Source organism: Tabrizicola soli (genome assembly GCF_015999335.1).
Taxonomy (GTDB): domain Bacteria; phylum Pseudomonadota; class Alphaproteobacteria; order Rhodobacterales; family Rhodobacteraceae; genus Tabrizicola; species Tabrizicola soli.
Genome location: NZ_JAEACP010000012.1, coordinates 88,327 through 104,248 on the forward strand (window position 1 = coordinate 88,327; position 15,922 = coordinate 104,248).

Sequence of the window (15,922 nt, forward strand, 5' to 3'; positions counted from 1 at the left end):
GCAGTCTAAGCCATACTTTTGCGCGCTTGACACGGCTGTTCGGTGACTGGATCGGGGTTAACGGGAGGTTAATTTGCGGCGGCAATATGCCGCACTTACCAGGGGTTGTGTCACCGCACCCCCAACAGGCGAGTCGGGCCGGTTGCATACAACGCGGCTTTGACAGCGGCGCGGAATCTGGCGCAGTCTCGACCTCGGGGACCGATCAAAAGGAGACTCGCGATGCATGGGATTTCAAGACTGGCGGTTGTCGCGGCACTGATGGCCTCGGCGGCGCAGGCCGAGACGGTGAAGCTGACGCTGCTTGGCGTGGGCGATGTCTACAACTTCGAGGAGGAGGACGGCCGCGGTGGTTTCGCCCGGCTGAACGCGGTGGCCAAGGCCGAGCGCGCGGCCAATCCGAACACGCTTTATCTCTTCAACGGCGACATGCTCTCGCCCTCGCTGGCCTCGGGGTTCGACCAGGGCCAGAACACCATCGACTTCACCAATCTGGTGCCCTTCGACCTGGCGGTGCCGGGCAACCACGAGTTCGATTTCGGGCCGGAGAACTTCTTCCAGAAGATGAAGGCGTCGAAATATCCTTGGGCGGCGATCAACATCACCAATGATGACGGCAGCGCCATCGAGGGGCTGGGCGGCGTGATGGTGAAGGAGGTCGGCGGCCTCAAGGTGGCGCTGATCCCGCTGGCGCAGGATACCTCGCCCGAGGTCAGCTCGACCGGCAGCCTGAAGTTCCTGCCGACAGTGGAAACCGGCATCGCGGCGGCCGCGAAAGCGCGCGAGGAGGGCGCGGATATCGTCGTCGGCGTCGTCCAGACCAATATGGAGAACGACCGGGCATTGATGGCGTCGCATGCCTTCGACGTGATCCTGTCGGGCGACGACCATTCCTATGCCACCGCCTACGACGGGGTGACGGCCTATGTCGAGACCAGTATCGACGGGCAGTTCCTGACTCCGGTCGATCTGGCGGTCGAGGTCGAGGAGAAGGACGGCAAGCGCGAGATCAGCTGGACTCCGGCCTTCCGCTTCATCGACACGGCGACGGTGGAACCCGACCCGGAATCGGTCGCGATGGCCGACAAGCTGCGCGCGACGATGGACCAGAACCTGAATGTCGAGATCGGCACGGTCGAGGCCCCGCTGGACAGCCGCCGCAACGTGGTGCGGGCCGAGGAAGCGACGATGGGCAACCTGATCGCCGATGCGATGCGGGATGCGACGGCGGCGGATATCGCGATCATGAATGGTGGCGGCATCCGGGGCGACACGACCTATGAGGCGGGGCGCAAGCTCACCCGGCGCGACATCCTGACCGAACTGCCCTTCGGCAACATCACCGTGGTGACGGAGCTGCCGGGCAGCCAGGTGCTGCTGGCGCTGGAAAACGGGGTGAGCCAGGTCGAGAACGGCGCGGGCCGCTTCGCGCAGGTCTCGGGCGTGACCTATGCCTTCGACGCCTCGGCCCCGGCGGGGTCGCGGGTCAGCGAGGTCATGGTGGCGGGCGCGCCGCTCGAGGCCGACAAGCTCTACAAGGTCGCGGTCAACGACTATATCCTGGGCGGCGGCGACGGCTATGCCGCGCTTGGCGGCGGGCGGATCGTGACGGATGGGCCGACCGGGCAGCTCGTGGCCAATGACGTGATGGCCTATGTCGAGAAGCTGGGCACGGTGAATGTCGCGGTCGAGGGGCGGATCAGGAAGCTGGGACAGTAACCGGGTCTCTGCTCGTCGATTGACTTCGTCACTCCTCGCGCGGGGCCTGCCGAGGAGGAGACGAAGTCGAACGACGAGGGGTGCGGGCGCGGGGATGGACGCGATCCACCACCGCGAGTGGGGCGGCGCCGATCCTCCCGCTGGCGGGCGCAGATTCCGCGGGCCAAGGCTTGAGGTCGGGGCAGGGCGATGCTATCTGAAAGGCAGCGCGGGTGTTGTGTAATGGTAAGACCCTAGCCTTCCAAGCTAGAGACACGGGTTCGATTCCCGTCACCCGCTCCATTCCCCCATATACCTGTCCACGTTGGACAATTCGGTCGTTCCCAATGAAATCAACGGCTTGGCTGTGGGCTTTTACCACCTGTCAAGCATGATTCCGGGCCGCGCCGGGCGCAGGCGGGCAATATCGCCCACCCTTGCGATCGTCACAGGTTCTCGGCCTGCGGGAAGCCCAGGACGTGATAGCCGCCGTCGACATGGACGATCTCGCCCGTCGTGCAGGCGCCATAGTCCGAGCAGAGCCAGACCGCCGTGCCGCCGATCGCCTCCAGCGTCGCATTGGCGCGCAGGGGGGCGTTGTCCTCGGTATGGCGGAAGGTTGCCCGTGCGCCGCCAATGGCCGATCCGGCCAGCGTCTTCATCGGGCCGGGGGAGATCGCGTTCACCCGGATCTTCTGCGGCCCGAGGTCATTCGCCAGATAGCGCGTCGCCGATTCCAGCGCCGCCTTGGCCACGCCCATCACGTTGTAGTTCGGCACCACCTTGTTCGACCCCTGGAAGGTCAGCGTGATCAGCGTGCCGCCCTGGGGCATCAGCGCCTCGGCCCGGCGGGCGACGTCGATGAAGCTGAAGCAGGAGATGTTCAGCGAGTTCAGGAAGTTGCCCTTGGTCGTGTTGATGAAGCGCCCGGTCAGCTCGTTCTTGTCGGAAAAGGCGATGGCGTGGATGATGAAATCCAGCGCGCCCCAGCGGCGGCCGATCTCGGCGAAGCAGGCGTCGAGGCTGTCCTCGTCGGTCACGTCCACGTCGATCAGGAGGTCCGAGCCGACGCTGGCGGCCAGCGGTTGCACCCGCTTGCCGAAAGCCTCGCCCTGGTAGCTGAACGCAAGCTCCGCCCCCTCGGCCGCCAGCGCGGATGCGATGCCCCAGGCGATGGAACGCTCGTTCGCCACGCCCATGACAAGCCCGCGCTTGCCCTTCATCAGTTCGGCCATGATGCGTTACCCGAGATACTTGGACATGACGAGGGTGGCGTTGGTGCCGCCGAAGCCGAAGCTGTTCGACAGGACCGAGTCGATCTCAACGCCCTCGCGCAGGCTGGTCACGATCTCGCCGGGGTCCAGCGCGGGGTCGGGGGTGACGACATTGGCCGAGGCGGCGATGAAGTTGCCGTTCATCATCAGCAGCGAATAGATCGCCTCCCAGACGCCCGCGCCGCCCAGGCAATGGCCGGTGAGCGACTTGGTGGAGGCGATCGGCGGCGTGGCGCCGCGGCCGAAGACGCGGCGGATCGCCTCGACCTCGACGATGTCGCCGACCTGGGTCGAGGTGCCGTGGCTGTTGATGTAGTCGACCTTGCGCCCCTGCGGCAGGGTCGAGAGCGCCAGCCGCATCGCGCGTTCGCCGCCTTCGCCCGAGGGAGCCACCATGTCGTGCCCGTCCGAGGTCGCGCCGTAGCCCGTCACCTCGGCATAGATCTTCGCGCCGCGCGCCAGCGCATGCTCCAGTTCCTCGAGCACCACGATGCCGCCGCCGCCCGCGATCACGAAGCCGTCGCGGTTGGCGTCATAGGTGCGGGACGCGGTTTCCGGTGCGTCGTTGTACTTGCTGCTCATCGCGCCCATGGCGTCGAACAGGCAGGAGAGCGTCCAGTCCAGTTCCTCGCCGCCGCCGGCGAAGACGATGTCCTGCTTGCCCATCTGGATCAGCTCGGTTCCGTTGCCGATGCAATGCGCCGAGGTGGAGCAGGCCGAGGTGATCGAGTAGTTCACGCCCTTGATCCTGAACGGCGTCGCCAGGCAGGCCGAGACGGTGGAGGACATGCCCTTGGTCACGCCGAAGGGTCCGATGCGCTTCGGGCTGCCGGTCTCGCGCACGATGTTGTGCGCCTTGAAGAACGACTTGGTCGAGGGGCCGCCGGAGCCGACGATGATGCCGGTGCGGTCGTTCGAGACGTCGGCCTCGGACAGTCCCGAGTCCTTCACCGCCTGGTCCATCGCGATGAAGGTATAGGCCGCGCCGTCGCCCATGAAGCGCAGGTCGCGCTTGTCGATATGGTCCTCCAGCACGATGTTCGGCTGGCCGTGGACCCGGCAGCGGAAGCCGTGCTCGGCATAGTCGGGGGCGAAGACGATGCCGGATTTCCCGGCGCGAAGGCTGGCCTCGACCTCGGCGGCCGAGTTGCCGATGGACGAGACGATCCCGATCCCGGTGATGACGACGCGGCGCATGCGGCCTCCCTTCGTGACTTCAGGTCTGTTTAGGGCAGAGGGGGGGAGGGGGCAAGGCGCTTGGCGACCCGCGGGCCGCCGATTCCCCGCCGGGGGCAAAGGGCCGCTGCCGCCTGCGTCCCGAAAGCCGCGCATCCTGCCGACCCCTGCGGCCATGCGTCGCGATTCTTCGCCAGTTCGGCGCGGCATGTCGTTTTTCTGCAAGGAAACGGGGAAAAAACCTTTCAGTCCGCCCGGAAATTGCTCTAGGCGAGGGGGTCTGCCCGGCTTTGACCGGAAACACCCCAGTCCAATTCCGCCCGAAAGTGCAGCGATGAACAAGATTGACGAAAAGCTTCAGCCGATCCTGGCCGAGGTGATCCGGCGCAATGCCGGCGAGCCGGAGTTCCACCAGGCCGTCCACGAAGTGCTTGAAAGCCTTGGCCGTGTGGTGGCCAAGCATCCGCAATACCTCGACCTCGCCCTGATCGAGCGGATCTGCGAGCCCGAGCGTCAGATCATCTTCCGCATCCCCTGGGTCGACGACAAGGGCCGGGTGCAGATCAACCGCGGCTTCCGGGTGCAGTTCAACTCGGCGCTCGGCCCCTACAAGGGCGGGATGCGCTTCCACCCCTCGGTGAATGTCGGGATCATCAAGTTCCTCGGCTTCGAGCAGACCTTCAAGAACGCGCTCACCGGAATGCCGATCGGCGGCGGCAAGGGCGGGTCGGACTTCGACCCCAAGGGCAAGTCCGATGCCGAGATCATGCGCTTCTGCCAGTCGCTGATGACCGAACTGCACCGCCATATCGGCGAATACACCGACGTTCCGGCCGGTGACATCGGCGTCGGCGGCCGCGAGATCGGCTACATGTTCGGCCAGTTCAAGCGGCTGAACAACCGCTACGAGGCCGGGGTCTTCACCGGCAAGGCGCTGGCCTATGGCGGCTCGCGCGCGCGGACCGAGGCGACGGGCTATGGCAACACCTATTTCGTCCAGGCGATGCTGCAGACCAGGGGCACCTCGTTCGACGGCAAGAAGGTCGTGGTCTCGGGGTCGGGCAATGTGGCGATCTACACGATCGAGAAGGTCCAGTCCTTCGGCGGCAAGGTCCTCGCCTGCTCGGATTCCAGCGGCTATGTCGTGGACGAGGCCGGGATCGACCTCGCGCTCCTGAAGGAGATCAAGGACGTCCGGCGCGAGCGGATCTCGGAATATGCCCGTCGTCGCGGCGCGGGAGTGCATTTCGTGCCGGCCGACAAGGGGTCCGTCTGGGACGTGGCCTGCGACGTCGCCATGCCCTCGGCCACGCAGAACGAGCTGTCGGGCAAGGATGCGAAGGCGCTGGTCAAGAACGGCGTGATCGCGGTGGGCGAGGGTGCGAACATGCCCTGCACGCCGGAAGCCGTGCGCATCTTCCAGGAGGCCGGGGTCCTCTTTGCCCCCGGCAAGGCCGCGAACGCGGGCGGAGTCGCGACCTCGGCGCTGGAGATGCAGCAGAACGCCAGCCGCGACAGCTGGACCTTCGAGCAGACCGAGGCGCGCCTTGCCACGATCATGCGCAACATCCACGACACCTGCCACGCCACCGCCGAGGAATACGGCGCGCCGGGCGACTATGTGCTGGGCGCCAACATCGCGGGCTTCGTCCGCGTGGCCGAGGCGATGCGGATGCTGGGCGTGATCTGACGCCCGTCAGGCGGGGCCCCGCGCGGGCCCCGTTTTCGGTCTTGCGCGCCGGGCCTTGCGGGCCGATCCTGCGGGCAGGAGGTGCGCTCATGGACCCGGTGACCGGTGGATGCCAATGCGGCGCGGTGCGGCTCACGGCGGCGGGACCGCCCCTGCGGGTGGGCATCTGCCATTGCCTCGACTGCCGCAAGCACCACGGCACGCTGTTTCACGCCTCGGCGATCTTCCCGGCCTCGGCCGTCACGGTGACGGGAGAGTTGCGCGACTACCACGGCCGCTGCTTCTGCCCGACCTGCGGCTCCTCGGTCCTGGGCCGCAGCGGCGACGAGATCGAGGTCAACCTCGGCACTCTCGATGCCCCCGACCAGTTCCGCCCGATCTATGAGCTGTGGTGCATCCGGCGCGAGGGCTGGTTGCCCCCGTTCCCCGGCATGACGCTGCATCCCCGCGATGCGGGGCCGTGACTCAGGCCTCGCTCAGCGCGACCTTCATGTCCTTGACGAGGTAGATCGTCTCGCCATCCGCCTCGACGCGCCCGTCCGCCACGCCCATCGTCAGGCGGCGGGTCTGGATCGCCTTGGTGAAATCCACGAAATAGGTCAGCTTCTTGCGGTCCGGCCGCACCATGCCGGTCAGCTTGACCTCGCCCACGCCAAGCGCGTAGCCGCGCCCCTGCCAGCCGCGCCAGCCGAGGTTGAAGCCGGTCAGCTGCCACAGGCCGTCCAGCCCCAGGCAACCCGGCATGATCGGGTTGCCGGGGAAGTGGCATTCGAAGAACCACAGGTCCGGGGTGATGTCGAACTCGGCCACCACATGGCCCTTGCCATGCTCGCCCCGATCTTCGGAGATGTCGGTGATCCGGTCCATCATCAGCATCGGCGGCGCGGGCAGTTGCGCGTTGCCGGGGCCGAAAAGCTCCCCCCGCGAGCAGGCGAGCAGCGCCTCCTTGTCGAAAAAGGTCGGATAGGACGCCATCGCTCGTGATCCCCTCGTTACATCTGGCCCTGATTAGCATCCGGGCGCAAAGAGTGGCAAGTCTGGCCCGCCCGGCGTCTGGCCGCCCGGCCTTTGGGGTGCGTCACCTTGCCAGCCGGGGGATTAGGGTTTGAAACCGGGCCGCAGAACCCCTTATATGGAGTGACGCACAGGAAAACCGATGACCCAGGCATTTGATCCCCGGCAGACGCAGCGCAGCACCGCATGGCTGGCCTCGGCCGGACTGCGCCCGACGCGGCAACGCATCGCCCTGGCCGAGCTTCTGGTCGGCGATGGCGAGAACCGGCATGTCACCGCCGAAAGCCTGCACGCGGCCTCGCGCGCTGCGGGTGAGGCGGTCAGCCTTGCCACCGTCTATAACACGCTGCGCGCCTTCTGCGAGGCCGGCCTGATGAACGAGGTCGTGGTCGACGGCTCGAAAAGCTATTTCGACACCCGCACCGACGACCATCCGCATTACTACTGGGAAGACAGCCACAGCCTGACCGACGCCCCGGCCGAGGAGTTGAGCATCGCCTCCTTGCCGAAGGTGCCCGAGGGGATGACCGTCTCCCGCGTCGATGTGGTGATCCGCCTGCGCAAGGCCTGAGACGCGCCGGGCGGGACCGGGGCGGGTAGCCCCACGCCCGCGCCGCTTACCGCACCGAAGGGCGGCCGATGCCGCGCCGACGCCGGCCCCCGGCAAGGGGTCAGAACCACTGTCCCGGCTCCATCAGGCCAAGGTCCATCAACTGCTGGCTCTCCCAGCGGAACGGGGCCGAGTTGTGCCAGCGGAACCCCGAGATCGCATGGCGCGAGCCGGGATTGCTGCGCAGCGCCTTGGCGGTGCGGAAGGAGCAGACTGCCGCCGTCAGGTTGTGATGCCAGGCGCAGGCATAGGTGTTCATCTCCTCCTCCGACAGGGTGAAGTCGGGCAGAAGCCGCAGGCCCGGTTTGGCGCGGAACAGCGAGATCCGGTCGATCCGCCGCCGGGCCGGGGGGACATGCTCCTCGAAGCGCCAGCGCAGACCGCCGTAGAAATCCAGCTGGCGCTCTTTCGGGTGGTTGTGCCGCGCCGGGTCCTTGCGGGCCAGCGCGTAATAGCCCGAGCGGTCAAGCCAGCAGTCCTGCAGGTCGACCGCATTGCCGTGGGCGCCGAGGTCGCCGGCGTAAAGGTCGATGACATAGGTCAGCATCGCCTCGCGCCGTTCCTCGCCGTGGAAGGTCAGCATCTCGCCGACGCGCCGGGTCTCGCAGAAGGGGAAGAACAGGTATTCGGCGTTGTGGCAGTAGTGGAGCCAGGCCCCCGCGACCTGGTCGACCACCTGGTTGACGGCACCGACCAGCGCATCCTCGGCAAAGACGTCATGGGTGACGACATGGATCCGGTCGGAAAGGCCCGGCCCCGGCGTGATCCCTTCGGGGGCCAGCAGCACCACGTCGCGGAAGCCGCATTTCAGCTGATGCGCGAGGGTCGACGCGACCTCGACCGCATCCTCGGCCATGACCAGCGACAGGGGGCCTTTGGCAAGATCCGGGGCCTTGGCGGCCAGAAGCGAGGCAAGCGAGGGATAGCGCATGGCGCCAGATTCCGCGATCCGGGGCGGCGGCGCAAGGTGTCGTCTCGCCTGCCGCCGGTGTCGGCTTTGTCGGGTCGGCGGCGGCCGTTTGCTGCCAGCCTGGCCACACAGGGATTGGAGGACAGGATGAGCGAGCATGAGACCGGGGGCTGCCTTTGCGGCAAGGTGCGTTTCACCACCCATGGCCCGCTGCGCGAGGTGGTGTTCTGCCATTGCTCGCAATGCCGCCGCCAGTCGGGGCTTTACTTCGCCGCCACCAGCATCCCCGCCGATCGGCTGACGCTGGAGGGCGAGGCGGAGATCACCTGGTTCGCGGCCTCGGACTTCGCCCGGCGCGGCTTCTGCGGCACCTGCGGGACGCTCCTGTTCTGGAAGCCGAATGACGAGCCGCGCTATGCGATCCTGGCGGGGGCCTTCGACCGGCCGGAATGCCTGCACCCCGGCCACCACATCTGCACCGCGGGCCGGCCCCGGTTCTATGCGATCGGCGACGGCCTGCCGCAGTACCCCGGCGACGGTCCCGGCGTCGTGACCGCCGCAGGCTGAACCCGGCGTTGCCGCGCCCGGCGTCAGGGTGTAAACGGCCGGTCATCCCGGCCCGACCCTCCGGAAGGACACCGCGCATGATCGACGCCAAGAAGCTGTTCGTCAAGACCTACGGCTGCCAGATGAACGTCTACGACAGCGAGCGCATGGCCGAGGCCCTGGGCGCGAAGGGCTATGTCACCACCGAGACGGTCGAGGAGGCGGACATGGTCCTCCTCAACACCTGCCACATCCGCGAGAAGGCGTCCGAGAAGCTGTATTCCGACCTCGGCCGGTTGCGCGCGCTGAAGGCGGCACGTCCGGGGATGAAGGTCGGCGTCGCCGGTTGCGTCGCCCAGGCCGAGGGCGAGGAGATCCTGCGCCGCTCGCCCGTGGTCGACCTCGTGGTCGGCCCGCAGGCCTATCACCGCCTGCCCGCGATGGTCGAGGCCGGTGGCCGGGTCGTGGACACCGACTTTCCGGTCGAGGACAAGTTCACCCTGCTGCCCGAGCGCAAGGCCCTGCGCGGCCCGACCGCCTTCCTGACCGTGCAGGAAGGCTGCGACAAGTTCTGCGCCTTCTGCGTGGTGCCCTACACCCGCGGGGCCGAGGTCAGCCGCCCGGTCGCGCGGCTTCTGGACGAGGCTCGCGCGCTGGTGGCGCAGGGCGTGCGGGAGATCACGCTTCTGGGCCAGAACGTCAACGGCTACCATGGGCAGGGTCCGGATGGCACTTGGGGCCTCGCCCGCCTGTTGCGCGAGATGGCGGGGATCGAGGGCCTTGCCCGGCTGCGCTATACCACCAGCCACCCCAACGACATGGACGACGAACTGATCGCCGCCCATGGCGAGTTGCCGCAGCTTATGCCTTACCTGCACCTGCCGGTGCAGTCGGGCAGCGACCGGATCCTGAAGGCGATGAACCGCAAGCACACGGCGGAAAGCTACCTGCGCCTGGTCGAGCGCATCCGCGCCGCCCGGCCCGACATCCTGCTGTCCTCGGATTTCATCGTGGGCTTCCCCGGCGAGACCGATGCCGACTTCCAGGCCACGATGGAGCTGATCCGCGCTGTCGGCTACGGCGCCGCCTTCAGCTTCCGCTATTCCGCCCGCCCCGGCACCCCGGCCGCCGAAAAGCCCGCCGTCCCGGCCGGGATCGCCGATGCCCGCCTGCAGGAGCTTCAGGCCCTGGTCACCGCCCAGCAGCGCGCCGCGCAAGAGGCGATGGTCGGACGCGAGGTCTCGGTCCTTTATGAGAAGCCGGGCCGCAAGGAGGGGCAGATGGTGGGCAAGTCCGACCACCTCCACGCCGTCCACGTCCAGGACCCGGCGGGCCGAATCGGCCAGCTGGTCCGCGTCCGCGTCACCGCCTCCTCCACGAACTCGCTGGCCGCAGAGCCCCTCTGACTGCCGCGGCGGCCGCCCAGTTCCGCCCGGCTATGGAGTTATCCCCCGGAAACGCAGGCCGGCGGCGCCGAGATGGCTTCTCTTTTCCCGCCTCGCCCTGCTTAACTCGGGCGGGTCTTGAAGAGTGGTCGGGTTGAAGGGAGTTCAGTGGTGAGTAACGGAAGCAGGCCGCGGCGCGCCTTCGCGTCGGCCTTGGCGGGCATGTGCCTTGCCGTCGCTCCGATGGCCGCGGCGCAGGAGGCGCCGGTCACGGGCAAGATCGAATGGGGAGTCTGGATCGACGCCGACGGCTGCCAGCACTGGTGGGCCGATGGCGGGACCGAAGGCTATATGGTGCCGCGCCGCGATCCGCAGACCGGCAAGCCGGTCTGCCTGCAGCAGGCCAGCTGCCTCGACGCCCAGGCGGATGCCCATTTCGCCACCGCCAGCGCCCGGCTGACCGATGAGGGACGGCGCAAGCTGGAAGTCTTCTTCACCAGTTCGGACGCCTTTTCCTACATCATCACCGGCCATACCGACAGCCGCGGCACCAGGGAAGACAACCAGGCCCTCTCCGAGGCCCGCGCCGCCAGCGTGGCCGAGGTCGCCCGATCCCTCGGCGCCGTGGTCGAGACTGTCACCGGCCAGGGCGAGACCCGGCCGGTCGCCTCGAACGCCACGGATGAAGGCATGGCGGCAAATCGCCGTGTCGAAGTCTTCTGCAAGAAGGGCTGACCAGATGACGCTTGCAGGAAAACACCGGCCGCGGGCTGCACTTGCGCTGGCCATCGCCACCGCCCTGTCGGGCTGCGGCGGCTATACCGAGGGCTTCGGCTTCGAGGGGACGCAGGGCTATGGCGGTCCCGACTCGGTCATCGCCACCGGCCAGGACCAAGGCGTCGACAATGTCTCGCTGAAGGACGGGGTCGCCGCCATCGCCTATGACCCGGACGGCTGCCAGGTCTGGATCATCGACGACGGGATCGAGGGCTATGCCTCGCCGCGCTTCGACCCGAAGACCGGCCTGCCGGTCTGCGACGGCAAATATCCCGCCGGCACGGTCCTTGGCGTCTACGAGACCGCCTCCGCGCCCTTCCCCGACCGCGTCTCCGGTCCGGCGCAGAGCGACTGACACCGCGCAACGGCGGTAGAAGGGGGCTCCGGCTTGGCCGGGGCCCTTTTCGGCCAGCGTCACAAAAATTGCACTCTTGCACGCAACTATTTGTGGGGGCAGCGGGTTTCCCTTGCCAGAGTTCGTGTCCGGGCGCACAATTCATCCTGTGGCCCTTGAGAGAAGGAGCGCCCGCTTGGGCATCAGCGCGCTGACCCCCCCGACCGCCGAGGATATCGTCGAGACCGTCCTCGAATTTCCCGACAACCGCTTGCTGATCGACCTTTGCGGCGAATTCGACCGCAATCTCGCCCAGATCGAGCACCAGATGGGGGTGCACATCCTGCGGCGCGGCAACCGCCTGGCAGTCATCGGCGAGAAACCGGCGCGCGAACAGGCGGCAGCCGTGCTGCGCTCGCTCTATGCCCGGCTGGAATCGGGTCGCGGCGTGGGCGCGGGCGACATCGACGGCGCGCTGCGCATGGGCCGTCCGGTCGATGCCGAAAGCGCCGAGCAGATCGAGCTCTTTTCGACCGGGATGGAGCTGCGCACCCGCAAGAAGCCGATCGAACCGCGGACCGAGGCGCAGAAGGCCTATGTCGCCAACCTGTTCCAGCATGAGCTGGGCTTCGGCATCGGCCCGGCCGGGACCGGCAAGACCTATCTCGCCGTCGCGGTGGGGGTAACGATGTTCATCTCCGGCGCGGTCGAGAAGATCGTCCTGTCGCGCCCGGCGGTCGAGGCCGGGGAACGTCTGGGCTTCCTGCCCGGCGACATGAAGGAGAAGGTCGATCCCTACATGCAGCCGCTCTACGACGCGCTGAACGACTTCCTGCCGTCGAAGCAGGTGGAAAAGTTGATGCAGGAAAAGCGGATCGAGATCGCGCCGCTGGCCTTCATGCGCGGCCGGACGCTGTCGAACGCCTTCATCGTGCTGGACGAGGCGCAGAATGCCACGACCATGCAGATGAAGATGTTCCTGACCCGGCTGGGCGAGGGGTCGCGCATGGTGATCACCGGCGACCGCACCCAGGTCGACCTGCCGCGCGGCACGGCCTCGGGCCTGGCCGATGCGGAGCGGATCCTGAAGGGGGTGAAGGGCGTCAGCTTCAACTATTTCACCTCGCGCGATGTGGTGCGCCACCCGCTGGTCGGCCGGATCATCGAGGCCTACGAGGCCGACGAAGCCGCCGGGTAGGGGCGGCAACCGAGTCGAGCACGCAAGCCCTTGTCTCGTCGTCGGGGCTTGCGTTCTCCGCCATCGGCTGATGGGGGGTCACCCCCCGACCCCCCAAGATACCTGACCCGGTATGAAAGCAGGCGACTCTTTCATGCCGGGCCGAATATCCCCGCCGGAGGCTCCGACGCCGGGAGCGGGAGGCGCATTTTCCATGCCGGTCGAACCTTCAGGCCGGGTGCCGCGGAGACAACCGGGCGCAGTCCCGCGCAGGCGACCTGAAAGGCTGGGCAAGCGGCAGCCGCGCAATCTGGTTGCCGCCGCCGAAGGTCAGGCCACTTCGGTGACGCCTTCGGGCAGTTTCGCGCCGGTCATGAAGGCCACCGCGTCGGACATGCTGTAATCCTGCGGCTTGATCACGCAGAGCCTGCGTCCCAGCCGGTGGATGTGGATGCGGTCGGCGATCTCGAACACATGCGGCATGTTGTGGCTGATCAGGATGATCGGAATCCCCCGGTTCTTGACGTCGCGGATCAGCTCCAGCACCCGGCGGCTTTCCTTGACGCCAAGCGCCGCCGTCGGTTCGTCCAGGATCACCACCTTCGATCCGAAGGCCGCCGCGCGGGCCACCGCCACCCCCTGGCGCTGGCCGCCCGACAGCGTCTCCACCGCCTGGTTGATGTTCTGGATCGTCATCAGTCCCAGTTCGGTCAGCTTCTCGCGCGCGAATTTCTCCATCCGGGGGCGGTCGAGCTTGCGGAAGAGGCTGCCCATGATCCCCGGCGCGCGCAACTCGCGCCCCATGAACATGTTGTCGGCGATCGACAGGGCAGGGGACATGGCGAGCGTCTGGTAGACCGTCTCGATCCCCGCTGCCCGGGCCTCGATCGGGGTCCTGAAGGCGACCTCCTGGCCGTCGAGCCAGATCTGCCCCTCGTCCGGCACCACCGCGCCCGAGATCGCCTTGATCAGCGTCGATTTCCCCGCACCGTTGTCGCCGATGACGGCCAGGATCTCGCCCGGCATCAGTTCGAAGTCGCAGTCGTTCAGCGCGGTGACCTTGCCATAGCGCTTGGTCAGGCCGCGCGCCTTGAGGATGGGTTCCATCAGCCTGCCACCTTTCTGATCCATTGGTCCACGGCCACGGCGAAGATGATCAGCGCGCCGATGAGGAAGAAGGTCCATTGCGGGTCGGTGCCGACCAGGCGCAGCCCCATCTCGAACACGCCGACGATCAGGGCGCCGAAGAACATGCCGACGATGCTGCCGCGCCCGCCGAAGAGGCTGATGCCCCCGATCACCACGGCGGTGATGGACTGGATGTTGCCCAGCTGGCCGGTGGAGGCGGTGGGAGAGACCGAGCCGAAGCGGCCGATCATCACCCAGCCGGCGATGGCGCAGAAGAGACCGGCCAGGGCGTAGACCTGGACCAGAACCTTCTTCGTCGGCACCCCGGCCAGTTCCGCCGCTGCCGGGTCGTCGCCTGTGGCATAGACGTGCCGGCCCCAGGCGGTGTGGCGCAGGACATAGGCCATGATCGCCACCAGTGCGATCATCAGGAACACCGCGTAGAGGATCTTCACCCCGCCCGGATTGATCGAATAGCCCCAGAACTGCAGCGCCGCCGCCTGTTCCGCGATGTCCGACGAGCGGATCGTCTCGTTCGCCGAATAGATGAAGTTCGCAGCCAGCAGGATCTGCCAGGTCCCCAGCGTCACGATGAAGGGCGGCAGCCGCAGCCGGGCGATCAGGATACCGTTCAGGGCCCCCATCGCGGTGCCGAGGATCAGGCCGATGACAATGGACAACTCGGCCGGCACCCCATAGCGGAAGGTGATCTGCCCCATCAGCACCGAGGAGAACACCGCGATCGCGCCGACCGACAGGTCGATCCCCGCGGTCAGAACCACGATGGTCTGGGCGCAGCCCAGGATGCCGACGATGGCGATCTGTTGCAGGATCGTCGACAATGTTCCTGCCTTGAAGAAATTGTCGGCCAGGGCGCCAAAGACCAGGAGCGCCACCACCAGCACGATCATCGGCACCGCCGAGGGCGTCTGGTGCAGCCAGTGCTGCAGCTTCTTCAGCGCGCTTTCGGGCTCGTGGAACTCGGCCACTGCCTCGGCAGCGCCCTTGAGGCCTGCCTCATAGCTGCCCGAGACCGACCTTGCGTCGTTGGACATGCGATCTCCTCCCAAGGGCCTTGGGCCCGGTTCGGATCAAGGGCGGCGCGAGGGCCGCCCTTGACTGCAGTCTGGCCATACCGGCCGCACCGATCAATCACCAAACGGGCTCAGCCCCAGCAAAGCTCGGTGCCCTTGGCGGTGTCGATCGATTCTACTCCCTCGACCGGCTTGTCCGTCACCAGCGCCACGCCGGTGTCGAAGAAGTCCTTGCCTTCGGTCGGCGCGGGCTTGGTGCCGTCGGCGGCATATTTGGCGATCGCCTCCACGCCCAGCGACGCCATCATCAGCGGGTATTGCTGCGAGGTCGCGCCGATCACGCCGTCCTTCACATCCGCCACGCCGGGGCAGCCGCCATCGACCGAGACAATCAGCACGCCTTCCTTGCCGGCGGCCTTCAGCGCCTCGAAGGCGCCAGCGGCCGAGGGTTCGTTGATCGTGTAGACCACGTTGATCCCGGCGTCCTTGGCCAGAAGCGCCTCCATCGCCTTCAGCCCGCCTTCCTCGTTGCCGGCGGTGACCTCGTTGCCGACGATGCGCGGATCGTCCTCGTCGCCCCATTTGGCGATGTCCTTGGTGTCGATGCCGAAGCCGGTCAGGAAGCCCTGGTCGCGCAGCACGTCGACCGAGGGCTGGCTGATGCCGAGGTCCAGCATCGCGATCTTCGCATTCGCCGCCTCATCGCCCAGCGTCGCCTTGGCCCATTGCCCGATCAGCAGGCCCGCCTGGAAGTTGTCGGTGGCGAAGGTGGCATCCGCGGCGTCGATGGGATCGAGCGGGGTGTCCAGCGCGATGACCAGCACGCCGGCATCCCGCGCGGCCTTGACCGAATCGACGATGGCCTTGGTGTCCGAGGCGGTGATCAGGATGCCCTTGGCGCCGTCGGCCACGCAGGCCTCGATGGCCGCGACCTGGCTTTCATGGTCGCCGTCGATCTTCCCGGCATAGGATTTCAGCGTGACGCCCAGTTCGGCCGCCTTGGCCTCGGCGCCTTCCTTCATCTTCACGAAGAACGGGTTGGTGTCGGTCTTGGTGATCAGGCAGGCCGAAACGGCGTCCTGCGCCGAGGCGATGCCCGCCGACAGCGCCAGCGCGCCCGCGCCCATCAGGGCTTTGGTGATCAGTTTCATGTGGTTCCTCCCAAGGAT

16 protein-coding genes and 1 tRNA gene are annotated in these 15,922 nt (G+C 67.2%); 10 read left to right on the plus strand and 7 right to left on the minus strand.

All coding sequences use genetic code 11. The annotated features are described in order from the left end of the window. Window positions 1-222: 222 nt before the first annotated feature. Window positions 223-1,719 (plus strand): bifunctional metallophosphatase/5'-nucleotidase, encoded by a 1,497-nt coding sequence (locus I7S92_RS12735; RefSeq protein ID WP_197644851.1) that lies wholly within the window; start codon window positions 223-225, stop codon window positions 1,717-1,719. Window positions 1,720-1,927: 208 nt separating this feature from the next. Then, window positions 1,928-2,001, plus strand: a tRNA-Gly gene (locus tag I7S92_RS12740). Between the two features lie 143 nt (window positions 2,002-2,144). Here the strand turns inward: I7S92_RS12740 and I7S92_RS12745 are convergent. Both I7S92_RS12745 and fabB read right to left on the minus strand, forming a co-directional pair. Continuing rightward, the gene (locus I7S92_RS12745; protein WP_197644853.1) at window positions 2,145-2,933 is read right to left on the minus strand and encodes an enoyl-ACP reductase FabI; all 789 of its coding nucleotides are present in this window, start codon (window positions 2,931-2,933) and stop codon (window positions 2,145-2,147) included. A 6-nt stretch (window positions 2,934-2,939) separates the two neighbouring features. After that, the gene (fabB, locus tag I7S92_RS12750; protein WP_197644855.1) at window positions 2,940-4,169 is read right to left on the minus strand and encodes a beta-ketoacyl-ACP synthase I; all 1,230 of its coding nucleotides are present in this window, start codon (window positions 4,167-4,169) and stop codon (window positions 2,940-2,942) included. 313 nt (window positions 4,170-4,482) lie between these two features. Here fabB and gdhA point away from each other — a divergent pair, with 313 nt between their 5' ends. Together gdhA and I7S92_RS12760 are read left to right on the plus strand one after the other, a co-directional pair. Continuing rightward, window positions 4,483-5,838: an NADP-specific glutamate dehydrogenase gene (gdhA, locus tag I7S92_RS12755; RefSeq protein WP_197644857.1), complete on the plus strand. Its 1,356-nt coding sequence runs from the start codon at window positions 4,483-4,485 to the stop codon at window positions 5,836-5,838. A gap of 89 nt (window positions 5,839-5,927) precedes the next feature. Further along, entirely contained in the window at window positions 5,928-6,302 is a 375-nt protein-coding gene (locus tag I7S92_RS12760) for a GFA family protein (protein ID WP_197644859.1), read from the plus strand. 1 nt (window position 6,303) lies between these two features. Here the strand turns inward: I7S92_RS12760 and fabA are convergent, their stop codons facing one another. After that, window positions 6,304-6,813 carry a bifunctional 3-hydroxydecanoyl-ACP dehydratase/trans-2-decenoyl-ACP isomerase gene (fabA, locus tag I7S92_RS12765; protein ID WP_197644861.1) on the minus strand — a complete coding sequence of 170 codons (510 nt, stop codon included), beginning with the start codon at window positions 6,811-6,813 and terminating at the stop codon, window positions 6,304-6,306. A gap of 181 nt (window positions 6,814-6,994) precedes the next feature. Here fabA and irrA point away from each other — a divergent pair, with 181 nt between their 5' ends. Further along, window positions 6,995-7,423 (plus strand): iron response transcriptional regulator IrrA, encoded by a 429-nt coding sequence (gene irrA, locus I7S92_RS12770; protein WP_197644863.1) that lies wholly within the window; start codon window positions 6,995-6,997, stop codon window positions 7,421-7,423. Between the two features lie 100 nt (window positions 7,424-7,523). Here irrA and I7S92_RS12775 read toward each other — a convergent pair whose 3' ends face one another. Beyond that, the gene (locus I7S92_RS12775; RefSeq protein ID WP_197644865.1) at window positions 7,524-8,393 is read right to left on the minus strand and encodes a hypothetical protein; all 870 of its coding nucleotides are present in this window, start codon (window positions 8,391-8,393) and stop codon (window positions 7,524-7,526) included. A gap of 126 nt (window positions 8,394-8,519) precedes the next feature. Between I7S92_RS12775 and I7S92_RS12780 the strand changes: the two genes are divergently transcribed. From I7S92_RS12780 to I7S92_RS12800, 5 genes are all read left to right on the plus strand, one after another. Continuing rightward, a complete protein-coding gene (locus I7S92_RS12780) occupies window positions 8,520-8,939 on the plus strand; it encodes a GFA family protein (protein WP_197644867.1) in 420 nt (139 codons plus the stop codon). A 77-nt stretch (window positions 8,940-9,016) separates the two neighbouring features. Continuing rightward, the gene (miaB, locus tag I7S92_RS12785) at window positions 9,017-10,324 is read left to right on the plus strand and encodes a tRNA (N6-isopentenyl adenosine(37)-C2)-methylthiotransferase MiaB (protein WP_197644869.1); all 1,308 of its coding nucleotides are present in this window, start codon (window positions 9,017-9,019) and stop codon (window positions 10,322-10,324) included. Between the two features lie 201 nt (window positions 10,325-10,525). Beyond that, window positions 10,526-11,038, plus strand: coding sequence for an OmpA family protein (locus tag I7S92_RS12790; RefSeq protein ID WP_242070201.1), 513 nt, complete (start codon window positions 10,526-10,528; stop codon window positions 11,036-11,038). A gap of 4 nt (window positions 11,039-11,042) precedes the next feature. Continuing rightward, complete coding sequence (locus tag I7S92_RS12795) at window positions 11,043-11,435, plus strand: hypothetical protein (RefSeq protein WP_197644871.1); 393 nt, start codon at window positions 11,043-11,045, stop codon at window positions 11,433-11,435. 175 nt (window positions 11,436-11,610) lie between these two features. Beyond that, a complete protein-coding gene (locus I7S92_RS12800) occupies window positions 11,611-12,612 on the plus strand; it encodes a PhoH family protein (protein ID WP_206761075.1) in 1,002 nt (333 codons plus the stop codon). Between the two features lie 309 nt (window positions 12,613-12,921). On the opposite strand, the gene I7S92_RS12805 is transcribed toward I7S92_RS12800, so the two are convergent. The 3 genes from I7S92_RS12805 to I7S92_RS12815 all read right to left on the minus strand — a co-directional run bounded on the left by I7S92_RS12805 (window position 12,922) and on the right by I7S92_RS12815 (window position 15,904). After that, on the minus strand, window positions 12,922-13,698 hold the full coding sequence (locus tag I7S92_RS12805; protein WP_197644875.1) for an ATP-binding cassette domain-containing protein: 777 nt from the start codon (window positions 13,696-13,698) through the stop codon (window positions 12,922-12,924). After that, a complete protein-coding gene (locus I7S92_RS12810; RefSeq protein WP_197644878.1) occupies window positions 13,698-14,774 on the minus strand; it encodes an ABC transporter permease in 1,077 nt (358 codons plus the stop codon). The genes I7S92_RS12805 and I7S92_RS12810 overlap by 1 nt, the downstream gene beginning before the upstream one ends. A gap of 110 nt (window positions 14,775-14,884) precedes the next feature. Next, window positions 14,885-15,904 (minus strand): sugar ABC transporter substrate-binding protein, encoded by a 1,020-nt coding sequence (locus I7S92_RS12815; protein ID WP_197644881.1) that lies wholly within the window; start codon window positions 15,902-15,904, stop codon window positions 14,885-14,887. Window positions 15,905-15,922 lie beyond the last annotated feature (18 nt).

Excerpts from the sequence above, each read along its gene's own strand:
- I7S92_RS12790 (WP_242070201.1), top strand. The coding sequence starts at position 10,526 with ATGTGCCTTGCCGTCGCTCCGATGGCCGCGGCGCAGGAGGCGCCGGTC.
- I7S92_RS12815 (WP_197644881.1), bottom strand. The coding sequence starts at position 15,904 with ATGAAACTGATCACCAAAGCCCTGATGGGCGCGGGCGCGCTGGCGCTG.
- gdhA (WP_197644857.1), top strand. The coding sequence starts at position 4,483 with ATGAACAAGATTGACGAAAAGCTTCAGCCGATCCTGGCCGAGGTGATC.
- I7S92_RS12780 (WP_197644867.1), top strand. The coding sequence starts at position 8,520 with ATGAGCGAGCATGAGACCGGGGGCTGCCTTTGCGGCAAGGTGCGTTTC.
- I7S92_RS12810 (WP_197644878.1), bottom strand. The coding sequence starts at position 14,774 with ATGTCCAACGACGCAAGGTCGGTCTCGGGCAGCTATGAGGCAGGCCTC.
- miaB (WP_197644869.1), top strand. The coding sequence starts at position 9,017 with ATGATCGACGCCAAGAAGCTGTTCGTCAAGACCTACGGCTGCCAGATG.
- I7S92_RS12775 (WP_197644865.1), bottom strand. The coding sequence starts at position 8,393 with ATGCGCTATCCCTCGCTTGCCTCGCTTCTGGCCGCCAAGGCCCCGGAT.
- irrA (WP_197644863.1), top strand. The coding sequence starts at position 6,995 with ATGACCCAGGCATTTGATCCCCGGCAGACGCAGCGCAGCACCGCATGG.
- I7S92_RS12805 (WP_197644875.1), bottom strand. The coding sequence starts at position 13,698 with ATGGAACCCATCCTCAAGGCGCGCGGCCTGACCAAGCGCTATGGCAAG.
- I7S92_RS12795 (WP_197644871.1), top strand. The coding sequence starts at position 11,043 with ATGACGCTTGCAGGAAAACACCGGCCGCGGGCTGCACTTGCGCTGGCC.
- fabA (WP_197644861.1), bottom strand. The coding sequence starts at position 6,813 with ATGGCGTCCTATCCGACCTTTTTCGACAAGGAGGCGCTGCTCGCCTGC.
- I7S92_RS12735 (WP_197644851.1), top strand. The coding sequence starts at position 223 with ATGCATGGGATTTCAAGACTGGCGGTTGTCGCGGCACTGATGGCCTCG.
- I7S92_RS12745 (WP_197644853.1), bottom strand. The coding sequence starts at position 2,933 with ATGGCCGAACTGATGAAGGGCAAGCGCGGGCTTGTCATGGGCGTGGCG.
- fabB (WP_197644855.1), bottom strand. The coding sequence starts at position 4,169 with ATGCGCCGCGTCGTCATCACCGGGATCGGGATCGTCTCGTCCATCGGC.
- I7S92_RS12760 (WP_197644859.1), top strand. The coding sequence starts at position 5,928 with ATGGACCCGGTGACCGGTGGATGCCAATGCGGCGCGGTGCGGCTCACG.